Annotated in this window: 13 protein-coding genes and 3 pseudogenes; 9 read left to right on the top strand and 7 right to left on the bottom strand. The window is 39.9% G+C overall.

Annotated features, from left to right (window positions below):
- The first annotated feature begins 64 nt into the window (after positions 1-64).
- From I4641_RS22150 to I4641_RS22135, 4 genes are all read left to right on the top strand, one after another.
- A complete protein-coding gene (locus I4641_RS22150) occupies positions 65-700 on the top strand; it encodes an archaeosortase/exosortase family protein (protein ID WP_229642762.1) in 636 nt (211 codons plus the stop codon).
- Entirely contained in the window at positions 697-1368 is a 672-nt protein-coding gene (locus I4641_RS22145; protein WP_229642761.1) for a hypothetical protein, read from the top strand. The genes I4641_RS22150 and I4641_RS22145 overlap by 4 nt, the downstream gene beginning before the upstream one ends.
- Before the next feature lie 132 nt (positions 1369-1500).
- Positions 1501-2058: a calcium-binding protein gene (locus I4641_RS22140; protein WP_229642760.1), complete on the top strand. Its 558-nt coding sequence runs from the start codon at positions 1501-1503 to the stop codon at positions 2056-2058.
- 122 nt (positions 2059-2180) lie between these two features.
- The gene (locus I4641_RS22135) at positions 2181-3281 is read left to right on the top strand and encodes a TIGR03032 family protein (protein ID WP_229642759.1); all 1101 of its coding nucleotides are present in this window, start codon (positions 2181-2183) and stop codon (positions 3279-3281) included.
- Here I4641_RS22135 and nth read toward each other — a convergent pair.
- Positions 3264-3983, bottom strand: coding sequence for an endonuclease III (gene nth / locus I4641_RS22130; RefSeq protein ID WP_229642758.1), 720 nt, complete (start codon positions 3981-3983; stop codon positions 3264-3266). The two genes, I4641_RS22135 and nth, sit on opposite strands and share 18 nt — an antisense overlap.
- Positions 3984-4290: 307 nt before the next feature.
- On the opposite strand from nth, the pseudogene I4641_RS22125 reads away from it, so the two are divergent.
- Positions 4291-4895, top strand: a pseudogene (locus I4641_RS22125) (transposase); the annotation flags it as partial.
- Between the two features lie 242 nt (positions 4896-5137).
- Here the strand turns inward: I4641_RS22125 and rseP are convergent.
- The gene (gene rseP, locus I4641_RS22120) at positions 5138-6229 is read right to left on the bottom strand and encodes an RIP metalloprotease RseP (protein ID WP_229642757.1); all 1092 of its coding nucleotides are present in this window, start codon (positions 6227-6229) and stop codon (positions 5138-5140) included.
- 129 nt (positions 6230-6358) lie between these two features.
- Between rseP and I4641_RS22115 the strand changes: the two genes are divergently transcribed.
- The 3 genes from I4641_RS22115 (at position 6359) to I4641_RS22105 (ending at position 9279) form a co-directional block, all read left to right on the top strand.
- A complete protein-coding gene (locus I4641_RS22115; protein WP_229642756.1) occupies positions 6359-7174 on the top strand; it encodes an inositol monophosphatase family protein in 816 nt (271 codons plus the stop codon).
- A 90-nt stretch (positions 7175-7264) separates the two neighbouring features.
- On the top strand, positions 7265-7411 hold the full coding sequence (locus I4641_RS22110; protein WP_229642755.1) for a hypothetical protein: 147 nt from the start codon (positions 7265-7267) through the stop codon (positions 7409-7411).
- A 131-nt stretch (positions 7412-7542) separates the two neighbouring features.
- Entirely contained in the window at positions 7543-9279 is a 1737-nt protein-coding gene (locus tag I4641_RS22105) for a tetratricopeptide repeat protein (protein WP_229642754.1), read from the top strand.
- Between the two features lie 65 nt (positions 9280-9344).
- On the opposite strand, the gene I4641_RS22100 is transcribed toward I4641_RS22105, so the two are convergent.
- The 4 genes and pseudogenes from I4641_RS22100 to I4641_RS24350 all read right to left on the bottom strand — a co-directional run.
- A complete protein-coding gene (locus tag I4641_RS22100) occupies positions 9345-9797 on the bottom strand; it encodes a DsbA family protein (RefSeq protein WP_229642753.1) in 453 nt (150 codons plus the stop codon).
- A gap of 198 nt (positions 9798-9995) precedes the next feature.
- Positions 9996-10319, bottom strand: a complete 324-nt coding sequence (locus I4641_RS22095; RefSeq protein WP_229642752.1) for a transposase domain-containing protein — start codon at positions 10317-10319, stop codon at positions 9996-9998.
- A gap of 41 nt (positions 10320-10360) precedes the next feature.
- Positions 10361-10624: an SDR family NAD(P)-dependent oxidoreductase gene (locus I4641_RS22090; RefSeq protein WP_263858322.1), complete on the bottom strand. Its 264-nt coding sequence runs from the start codon at positions 10622-10624 to the stop codon at positions 10361-10363.
- Positions 10602-10730 (bottom strand): annotated as a pseudogene (locus I4641_RS24350) (SDR family NAD(P)-dependent oxidoreductase); the annotation flags it as partial. The gene I4641_RS22090 and the pseudogene I4641_RS24350, both read right to left, overlap by 23 nt.
- 14 nt (positions 10731-10744) lie before the next feature.
- On the opposite strand from I4641_RS24350, the pseudogene I4641_RS22085 reads away from it, so the two are divergent.
- Positions 10745-10942, top strand: a pseudogene (locus I4641_RS22085) (IS1 family transposase); the annotation flags it as partial.
- 31 nt (positions 10943-10973) lie between these two features.
- On the opposite strand, the gene I4641_RS22080 reads toward I4641_RS22085, so the two are convergent.
- Positions 10974-11114, bottom strand: a complete 141-nt coding sequence (locus I4641_RS22080) for a hypothetical protein (protein ID WP_229642751.1) — start codon at positions 11112-11114, stop codon at positions 10974-10976.
- Positions 11115-11176: the final 62 nt, after the last annotated feature.

Below are 11176 nucleotides of genomic sequence, written 5' to 3'. Positions count from 1 at the left end.
GATCGCTCTTTTTTTTCCCTGATTATAACCTAAACTAGGTGCGTCTAAGCTTACTGCTATTGGTTTGGGTTTAATTAGTTACTTACTATTTCGGGGAATTGTTAGTAATAATGGACTCGATCTAATTACTCGGATGTATCCCATTTTTTCGGTAATAGGAATCTATTTAGCCGCATCAAAAGCCAGCAAAATAGGTCAATATTGGCGAGAAATTTTTATTGTCAGCTTGACTGGTATTCCTTGGGAGCATATTTCCTCAGTAGTATTCCCCGTAGCCAAAGTTTCAATTCTAGATGCAAAAATATCGCGACTAATGCTTTGGTACGTAGGTTTTGATGTTTCCCAAAGAGATAATTTAGTTATCTTACCCAAGGGAGCAATCCAAATTGCAGGTCCTTGTTCTAGCTTCGATTTGTTGGGTTTGATGTGGCAGTCGTGTTTGGTAATTTGTCTTTACTTTACCTTAAAGAAAAATCAGCAAGTGCTTTTGTGGATCTGCTCTACCCTAATTGCTTTGGGAGTTAATGGAGTGCGGTTGTGCTTGATGGCTCTTTTGGTCGCTAACAATCGCACTGCTGCTTTTGACTATTGGCACGGTAGCGCGGGAGCGGAGATATTTACCACAGCAGCGATTTTAATCTTGGCTTTAGTTTATTTTCAGGCGATCGCGCGAAAACGGCAAGTTTTACCTCAAGTATGAATCAATCAAACTTGCAAAGGACACGGTTAATAATTCTGGCTGGTTATAGCGTGGCTACTTTAGCAGCATTATTATTTGTCTTAACTAAATCTCAAGGGGATAAGTTATTTAATTTTGTTGTGTTTAATAATTGGTCGGCAATTCAAACCGATCAATTGAGATATGAAGGTGAATCTATCCCAGGCAGAAGATATCAAGAACCCGAAACCCACGATTTGGCTGTAGAGATCTACTCAATTGATAATAGTAAAGGAGAGACTTTAAACTTTCTCAATCGATACGAGCATTTAAAGCTAGAGCGAAAAGATATCGCGATCGCGTCAGATAGTCAGATTGGCTCTTATGGCTTGCTAACTAGAAACAATCGGACTCAGCTCAATACTTGCATACATTCCAGTGGCACAACGGCTTTTACGACCCAACAGTTTGGCGAGTTGGCTAATGCTAATCTTGGCTCTCGCATGTTGCCCTGGATCTTTGGCTTTACAGATTTGAGAGATTGGGATTGTTGGTGGGTCAATATGTCCGTTTCTCTGAATAATCTTAGTGAACCAGAAGCCCAGCAATTTTTGAAGCAAAGGTTATTCGTATTACTGCGGGAAATTGATTTTACTTCTTCCCCACCGCAGATAAACCGTACTGCGGGATTATTCACGAGTAATAAGTAGTAAATCATGAGTAATGAGTAATACCTCTCCCTGAAGGGTAGAGGATTCAACGGTTGAAATACTTTTTTTAATCTTCCTCATGAATGAGGAGCGGGCGACATAAACGGCTGGGAAACCACAGGCGACGCGCCCTTGGCTTTATACCCATCTTCGGACTTTTACTTATTACTTCTTACTTATTACTCATTACTTTACCCCGAAGGGATTGGTAACAATGGCGAAGGTGGTGCCGACCGAATTGAAGGGGGCGAAGATGATGACTTTATTGACGGCGGTGCGGATAATGACGATATTTCTGGCGGTGCTGGGGTAGATTTCCTCTTAGGAGGTGGAGGAGCTGATACCATCTCTGGTGGTGCTGGCAACGACATTTTGATGGGTGGAGAAGGTAACGACACTCTTTATGGTGGTGCGGGAGAAGATCGCTTATCTGGTTTTGGCGGTTCCGATGTCTTCGTTCTCAGTGGTGGAGATGCCAATAATATCATCTACGACTATGCCGACGGTATCGATCAATTTGCTTTGGAACTGGACAGTTTTACGGAAAGTACTGTAGCCGATGCTTTTGGCGCGCTATCAATTGCTCAAGATGGCTCTTCTACCACTATTACTTACGATGGCGATTTATTAGCTACTGTCTACAACGTTACCAATACTGATTTAACAGTGGACGATTTCGTCGAATTTTAACTTGAAGATCTCTAACCGCCAACAACCATTCGTTCCTACTCAATCATTCATCATTAACTATTCTCTACAAAAGAAAATTGTTGGGTTAACATTGTCAGGAGAATTTTTTATTTGCACTACCTATGGTTCAATCAATAAATAAAACCTACATCGACGTTAACGAAGAAAAAACGCGCGAGGTTAAATACGACTATAGTAATAGCTTTACTAATATTCTCAACACTCTCAAAATATCTCTATTTTTCTCTACCTACCAAGCAGGTAAGTTAGGAATCGTTACGGCAAAAAATAACGCTCTCAAGCTAGATTTTCATAACTTTGAACGGGCTATGGGTATGGCAATTAGCCCCACTCAGATGGCAGTGGGGGGCAAAGATTGGGTATATCTCCTCAAAAATGATGCTGGTTTAGCTCCCCAAATCGATCCCCCTGGTACTTATAACGCTTGCTTTCTCACTAGAGGCGCGCAATATACGGGAGATATTTCCATCCACGACCTCGCTTGGGGCAACGATGAATTGTGGATGGTCAATACTCGCTTTTCTTGTCTTTGCACCCTGACTAATAACTATAATTTTTTACCCCAATGGCGACCTAATTTTGTCAGCGAAATTGCCGCAGAAGATCGCTGTCATCTCAACGGCATGGCAATGGTAGATGGAATGCCCAAATACGTCACTGTCCTCGGCAAAACCAATACCAAAGGCGGTTGGCGAGACAATAAGGTGAGTGGCGGTTGCATCTTAGAAGTTCCCAGCAGCAGGGTAATTACCGAAGGTTTGTCTATGCCCCATTCTCCTCGAATGTATCAGGGCAAATTGTGGGTACTCAATTCTGGTCGTGGCGAGCTAATTGCCGTAGATGTAGCCACTGGCAAACAAGAAAAAATTGTCTCTTTACCTGGCTATACTCGTGGATTGGCAATCTTTAATAACTGTGCCTTTATCGGTCTATCTCAAGTGCGCGAAACCGCTGTGTTTAGCAATTTACCAATCCAAAATAGCCTCAAGGATGAAATTAAATGTGGAATTGCGATTGTTGATTTGATGACTCGGCAAATAGTTGGCTGTTTCCAGTTTACCGAAGGTGTAGAGGAAATATTCGACGTACAAATTGCCCCTATTTCTTCAGCAATGATTAATGGTCCTCATGTTACCAAAGATAATGCAGATCAAATATGGTCTTTACCGAAGAGTGCTGCCACTTCAATTCAGTTTATTTAAGTATTCTTTTGATGAAGGACAAAGATGGGTAAACTGACAAATCTCACAGCCAGGTTTGCGAGCTTTGCAAATTGCTCTACCGTGAAATATGGTGCGGATCGAATAGTTTTCCCATTCAGGTTGGGGTAACAATGCCATAAGATCTTTTTCAATCTGGATCGGATTATCAGATTTAGTTAATTTCCAGCGGTTACTGAGGCGTTTTACGTGGGTGTCTACCGTAACACCTTGAATATTACCAAAAGCATGAGCCGAAACGACATTTGCCGTTTTACGTGCCACTCCTGGTAATTTTAAAAGCTGTTCCATCTCATCGGGAACTTTGCCACCAAAATCAGTGACAATCATTTGACAAGCACCCTGAATATTTTTGGCTTTGTTGCGATAAAAACCTGTAGATCTAACCAAACTTTCTAACTCATCGCGATCGCACTCCGCAATACTCTCTGCATCGGGAAATCTGGCAAATAAAGCAGGGGTTACTTTGTTGACTCTCTCGTCGGTACATTGTGCCGAAAGAATCGTCGCGACTAAAAGCTGTACGGGAGTCTCATAATCCAGGCTACAGGTAGCATCGGGATAGATTTCTGTTAGTAAGTTAAATATGTCGAGCGATCGCGCTTTTAATGCTTTACTATGAGGTCTTTTTTTTTGAGTTGTTTTTTTCTTTTTTGAAGAGGAAGGGTTTGACTTTGGCGGCATAAATTTTGTATGAATAAGACAAATTAATATTGGAATACAAAAAACATAGACACTATCTTAACTACTGAGGAAAAGGACAGGATGCATAGAAATTAGCTATGCCTACAGCACCACCACGTAAATTTTTACCTGCATGATACGCTGCTTTATCTGCTGACTCATACAAGGTATTGTAATCGACACCATGTTCTGGATAAAAAGCTACGCCTGAAGATACTGTCAGAGGAAAATGGACTTTTAGATATAGTAGCGGTCAAGAGCATTAGGACAAAGGTAGCATGAGGGAAAGGAATCTAGAAAAAAAGAAATGGCAAGAGCTTACAGTTACGACTTAGGTCAAAAAGTAATTCAAGCGATAGACCTAGATGGATGGAAGAAAAGCGAAGCGGCAGAAATATTTCAAATTAGCCGAAACACCATTGATTTATGGCTCAAGCGAAGACAAGAAACAGGGGATTACCGTCCATTATCGAGCCGCCCTCATTTCTCAAAAGGCAAGATTACTGATTGGCAGGCATTTCAAGAATTTGCACAGCGACATGGTGATAAAACTCAAGCTCAAATGGCTTTGCTCTGGGGGGAACCTATTAGCCCTCGGACAATTTCGAGAGGGTTAAAGAAGATTGGTTTTACACGAAAAAAAAAGACTACGGATATCAAGAAAGAGATGAGGAAAAAAGAGCTGTCTTCAAAACTGAACTAGCTAGTATCCAAGCTTCAAAAAGAGTCTACGTAGATGAATCGGGAATGGATAGCAGAAGTGACTATGGCTATGGCTGGAGTAAAAGAGGTCAAAAATTCCCAGCACTCAAATCAGGAAGAAGGACAGGACGAGTCAACATGATTGCAGCTTATTGCCAAAAACAATTATTTGCGCCATTTACAGTCGAAGGTAGTTGCAATCTTACTATATAATTCAGCAAATCTAACTTTTAATAATTCTCGATTTCCTACTTGAGTCAAAGCGTCGCGATTTGAGTTGCTCATTGAAAAAATAGTAATTTTAAATTCAGCAATTAGATAAAAATTATCTTTAAAATAGCACTCGCGAAAAAAATAGAAATATTTAAACTTAATCAAAATAACAAAGTCAGCAGCAAGCATCAACAACCAACTACTGACTTTAAAAAACTAATAGCTAATAGAAAGCTCGTTTACTGAAGCAAATTCTGAAAGAACGCTAGATTAACTGTATCCCTTACGATAATGAACACACCCAAGCTGAGTAATAAAATCAAACCAGTTTGCATGATGCCATCCTGCAACTTAGTGGGGAGGGGTTTTCCAGTAACTCCTTCAACCGTTAAAAATGCCAATTGACCGCCATCTAGGGCAGGTAGAGGCAATATATTAATTACTGCTAAGTTAATACTAATTAAAGCTCCAAACTGGAATAGGTTACTTAAATCGTTGCGTGCAAGTTCCGCACCTACCGCTACAATAGCCACAGGTCCCGCTACTTGTTGGGCGTTTTCTTGAAAGTTACTAATGAGTTGCCAAAATCCTTGGATGGTTAACTGCACTATTCTTTGAAATTCATTTGCCCCAGTAGTAAAAGCTTCTAATATATTCGCAGCGCGACGGCGAACAATATCGCCATTGGGTGCAAGCATCACACCAATTTTACCTTTGCCATCTTGACCCGCTTCAGGAATAACATCTAGATTGACAATTTTTTCATCGCGTTTTAAGGTTAGTCGCAAGGATTTGTCTGGCGATCTCTGGATAGTAGTTCGTAAATTTTCGAGGGCATCGGCGGAATCTCCCAATTTTAAATCGTCTATTTGTAAAATAATATCTCCAGGCTGTACCCCCGCTTTAGCAGCAGCAGATTCGGCTTCGCTCAATAATTGAGGGACTAATACTCCTGGTCGATAATTAATATCTTGAAAGCCGATGGTTACGGCTTGACCGACCAAAAGAAAATAGGCAAAAATCAGATTGGCAATCACTCCTGCGCTAATGACAATTGCTCGATCCAAAACAGGTCTGTTACGTAGTAGATTAGGATCGTCAGGAGGAACATCGCTCTCGGGATCGTCATCAGGAAAACCGACATAACCCCCCAAGGGAATAGCTCGAATAGCATATTCTGTTTCTGAACCTTGATACTTTAAAAGAACAGGACCAAAGCCAATGGAAAAACGATTTACTCTAATTTTTTGTAACCGCGCTGCTGCGAAATGACCAAATTCATGGACTACGATTAATAGAAGCACGACTGAAATTGCCGCCAATACTGACATATTTAAAAATACTACTTTTATAAGTGTTTTGTACGATTTACTATTTTAGAACATTCTTTTCCCCCTCTTGGTAAGATAAGGAGTTTTATGGCTAACAATAATTAAAATACTCATCGAAACTAACAACTAATGAATGAATTTTGGGATCGAGTCCTCGACTTTTGTGTGGAAACCACGGCTACGGTTAGCGATCGCCTTTTAGAAGATTTTGGCAAAATTCAAGCCAGTCAAAAGGAAGATGGTAGCTTAGTTACCGCAGCCGATAAATGGTCGGACGAACAAATAAGATCCGCGATCGCCGAAACGTTTCCCGAACATGGTGTTTTGAGTGAGGAAACAGTTCATATTTTTCCCGATAATGATTGGTGTTGGATTATCGATCCCATCGACGGAACGACAAATTTCACCCGTGGCTTACCTATTTGGGCTATTTCTATGGGCTTATTCTACAAAGGTAATCCTGTTTTCGGTTTTGTCTATGTTCCTCCCCTCAAACAAGCTTTTCACGGTTATTGGTATGGTGATTCGGGACTGTCTGGTTATGAGGGTGCATATCTCAACCAGCAACCCATAAAGACTCGTATCGATGATCCTAGTGGCAGTCAATTATTCAATCTCTGCGCCAGAAGCAAAGCCATTTTCAAACAGCCTTTTCCTTGCAAAACTAGAATGATTGGTGTGGCTAGCTATAACTTGCTATTGGTAGCAGCGGGGGTAGTTATTGGGGGAGTGGAAGCCACTCCCAAAATTTGGGATATTGCTGCGGTATGGACGATTATCAAGGCTGCGGGAGGGGAGTTTGTTTTGTTGGGCGATGATGCTGTATTTCCCCTCCAAGTTGGTCGAGACTATGGTGATGTTTCTATTCCTAGCTTGGGAATTTCTCGTGCTGAATTAATTTCCCAATTTAAACCATTGGTGGAATGCGTGGTACAAATGATTTAATTGTAATTTAATTGATGATTTTCCCGATCGCTTTGTTAAAAACCACCACAGACAGCAAATAGATAACATTGCTCAAACCTATTTAGGCTCTTGACTTCGCCTTTAAGAGATCGCTACCACGAGCCTTTTGTTCTTCCTTTCCACCGAAAGTTTAAAATAGAAACATCCCCTTGGACTACCAATTGCAAAGGGGATGTCCACAAACCTAATTTGAATAAATTAATTCAAGTAGTTTAATTGAAGAAGGCGATCGCGTTTGGGTAACTTGCTTTAGGAGTTATACTCGAAGTCAATAAGCTTGACATATTCTTGTCACATTTATTAGGCATAATGAAAATCTAATATATAATTTCTTTAAATCGCTGCCAATGAGCGACTCATTTTCTCAAGCAAATACCGATAGCAATCAGATTATTTATCGCTTTATTCTTAAAACCAAAGAAGCGGAAAAAATTGACCGACCTAATATTGTTGCTAAAGAAATTTTAGTTTGGACGGAGGAAAATGCTCTACTAACCCAAAGTCTCTGCCAGCTAATTCTAGATCGGCAGGATCAGGTCATTGAAGGGCAGGAAACAGGATATGTAAAACGAATTGTGCGATCGCTCGTCAAATATTGGGAAACAGAAACCGATTGCGAATATTATCAGCACTTCCAAGCAATTAAGGATAGTATTCTTGAAAATCAACAAGTAACCACTGTCCTGCTGAGGTTACACGAAATTTTATTACAGACAGAAGTAGTTGCCAAAGAGAGTTTAGAAGATACGATTCTTTTAGAATCTGGGTTAGTAAGTCGTCAAGAAGATCGATTTAAAATTGCCAATCCTATTTATGCAGAGATTTTTAATAGTGAATGGATTAAACAGCAGCTTAATCAAATTAGCCGTCAGTTAATTTCCTCCTCAGAGCCAGCAAAAGAAATAGATAGAGACCTGGAGAAACCATCAAGATCGTCTATATTTTGGGTTATTCTAGCTCTAATAGGCTTGGTTGGTTTGGGAGGCATTCTCGGTCTATATTGGAGCTGGATTAATTTTTCTACCGTTAAACAATGTCGTTTACCACCTACCGATTTAGATTTAGCCGCCAAAGTTCTCACCGCCTGCGATCGCCTGATTAAAAGACAGCCTAATAACGCCGAAGCTCTAGTGAATCGGGGGAAAGTGTCCCTGGTGTTGTGGAATGCCAGTCGCAATCAAGCAAGAATTGACAGTGCGATCGCCGATTTAACTCAAGCGAAGGAATTAGAGCCTGATAATCCGAGAACAGTATTTTATCTCAATTACTTAGAAGAATTTCAAGATATTGTGATTCGCCAGAAAGCTAAATGCTTACCTGTCAGCGATCGCTATCAGGAAGTTATTAATCTTTATCAACCTTGGGATAAAATTACCACAGCGGATCTTCCCATTGTTTTAGAATTAGGTCACTTTTTGGTTAATCGCGAACAAAATTATCAAACTGCAACTAAGCTCTTTAATGCAGTGATTGAGTTCGATCCTAATATAGCTCAAGCTTGGTCGGGGAAAGCTACGGCACAATTCTTGGCAAAAGATTATTTTAATGCTCAAGCATCTTTTAACCGAGCTTTAGCTTTAGATCCCGATTCTTACAAACTCAAATACAATCTCGGTTCTTTGTGGGCAAAACTAGGTAATTATCAAAAAGCCAGCGAACTTTATGCTCAAGCTACCAGAATCGAGCCAAACTTTGCCATTGCCTGGCGAGATTTAGGTCTATCTCTGTATTTACAAGACCGCTATCAAGAATCAGCCTTGGCATTTACCCAGATTATCTATCGCCCCAACTCTGAATCATTTCAAGTGGGCAATAAAGAACGGGAACTGATGAAAGAATATTATGAGCGAGTGGAAGACTGTTTAGACGAAGCGGTAGAAGGTCTCAAGGTTTCCTGTTCTCAAGAAGATCGTATTCCTGTAGAAGTGACCCTAAACCATAATGGTATTTTCCATAATGTCATTGTTCATGGAAAACGACCAGAACCATTTTTCAATGTTGAACATCATCGGTTTTTTCAATGTTTTCAGGGTAATTCTCAGGCTGTAATTGATAGTCATCTTCCTCAAGGGCATGGTCATTAGTAACATCGCATCTTAAATCATCAACCCACATTCCCCACGTCAAAATTTGGCGAAGGTATTGTTTTCTAGATTGAGATAGTTTCCAAAATTTGAATCAGTAAAGGTTCCAAATTCTGTGTTCCTTCATGACGAATACCAATAAAAAAAGTTGGAGTACGCCCTACTCCATGTTCTATTCCGCTGTCAATATCTTCTTGGATGCGATCGCGATGAAGACAGTCGCTTAATTCTCTAAGTAGGCGAGGAATATCAAGGTTTAAACTAGCAGCATATTCGACCAAATTACCATCTGATAATTCTTGTTGATTCTCAAACAACATCGAATGCATTTCCCAGAATTTTCCCTGTGATCCTGCTGCTTCCGCGGTTTCTGCTGCTTTAAAAGATTCAGGATGAATTTCGGGTTGAGGAAAGTGACGAAAAATAAAACAAAAGCGATCGCCCAATTCCAATCTTAGTTTGTTAATGGTTGTATAAGCTTGTGCTGAGTGAGAACATTGATAATCTCCATATTCCATCAAAACTAAGGCAGTAGTTGATTAATTTATCGTTTCTACCTGTCTTTTTTTGGAGCATTCTTTCTACTTTTACTACTTTTACCATAACTTCAAAAATATCAAGATATATGCCATACGTTCTTTTGAAGTCACTTTCGCTCAAATCCTTAGCTGTCTCATATTTCATACTACGAATAACCCTCATTACCTCTATTTATATTAGAAATTAGCATAGTTATGCAAGAGATCTATTGATGAACTGACGGGAGTTTTCCAGGATTGTCCTAATTTTGTCCACTGTTTACTTAATCCGTTAACTAAATTTTTGAGAACTGTTGTCATTGAATCTGATGACCAATAGCTCATCGCAATCACTAAACATACTACCAAACTTGATGTGAGCTTTCTTTGACGTGATTCAAAACTCCTGGTTTTCTCTAAAGCTTCTTCAATCATCGATGGTTGAATGACTGTTTCTATCGCTTGAAATACTGATGAAGCTTCTAACTTGGGATTAATCAAAGAAAATTCTTTGAGCTGCAACTTTAAATACCTTAATTTGATAATGGTTAATCTTAGTTACTTTATACTATTTTGGGCTTAACCGAGAAGTATTGAGTGCGAACCAACCCAGGCGCGATCGCATTAACAGTAACACCTGAATCTGCCACTTCTGTAGCCAAGGCACGAGTAAAACCAATAACTCCCATTTTGGCAGCAGTATAGTGAGTAACCTTGGGGGCAACTGTCCAACAAACATTAGAAGAGATATTAATTATTCTGCCCCAGTTATTTTGTTCCATTAGGGGAATAAACGCTTGACAACTAAAAAAAAAATAGGGAATCAAGATTAACGGCAAAAATTTTACGCCAGTCGGCAAAGCTCATTTCCGCAAAGGATTGAAAAGGATAAATCCCCGCCGTGTTAATCAAAATATCACAGCGTCCAAACTCAGATTTAGTAGCTGCTGGTTAGCAAAACTTATATGACCAGGGTGGAGGGAGAAAACACAAGGTTAAGGCACTATTTAGCTCGATTACATCGTAAAACTCTTTGTTATTCAAAATCATTAAATATGCTTGAGCATTCAATTAGATTGCTTCTTCACTATTTAAAGTTCTCAGATGTTCCAGTGCCTTATGTCACAAAACACATTTCTTCTTAGCGATCGCTTGACAGTGAAATCATACCTTGATTCACCAACGCCGCAGATTTTTATCGTCATAGATGCGTCTGAGTAGAATCGGTAGAATCAAATTGTCAAAAATAAATCTACCGTGTCCTCTGCTATCTCCTGCACCAATGCCCGTCATGCAAATTAAAATTATCAAAAGCAATAGTTTAGAGCTAGGGTGTTGATTTTGTCAAAAATAGCTGGGAGTAATTTCATACACTTTCT

The organism is Waterburya agarophytonicola KI4 (assembly GCF_020640915.1).
Lineage (GTDB): Bacteria > Cyanobacteriota > Cyanobacteriia > Cyanobacteriales > Xenococcaceae > Waterburya > Waterburya agarophytonicola.
The sequence above is the reverse complement of the archived record's forward strand: the minus strand, read 5'-3'. Positions and strand labels throughout refer to the sequence as shown.

Excerpts from the sequence above, each read along its gene's own strand:
- nth (WP_229642758.1), bottom strand. The coding sequence starts at position 3,983 with ATGCCGCCAAAGTCAAACCCTTCCTCTTCAAAAAAGAAAAAAACAACT.
- I4641_RS22100 (WP_229642753.1), bottom strand. The coding sequence starts at position 9,797 with ATGGAATATGGAGATTATCAATGTTCTCACTCAGCACAAGCTTATACA.
- I4641_RS22135 (WP_229642759.1), top strand. The coding sequence starts at position 2,181 with ATGGTTCAATCAATAAATAAAACCTACATCGACGTTAACGAAGAAAAA.
- I4641_RS22115 (WP_229642756.1), top strand. The coding sequence starts at position 6,359 with ATGAATGAATTTTGGGATCGAGTCCTCGACTTTTGTGTGGAAACCACG.
- rseP (WP_229642757.1), bottom strand. The coding sequence starts at position 6,229 with ATGTCAGTATTGGCGGCAATTTCAGTCGTGCTTCTATTAATCGTAGTC.
- I4641_RS22145 (WP_229642761.1), top strand. The coding sequence starts at position 697 with ATGAATCAATCAAACTTGCAAAGGACACGGTTAATAATTCTGGCTGGT.
- I4641_RS22105 (WP_229642754.1), top strand. The coding sequence starts at position 7,543 with ATGAGCGACTCATTTTCTCAAGCAAATACCGATAGCAATCAGATTATT.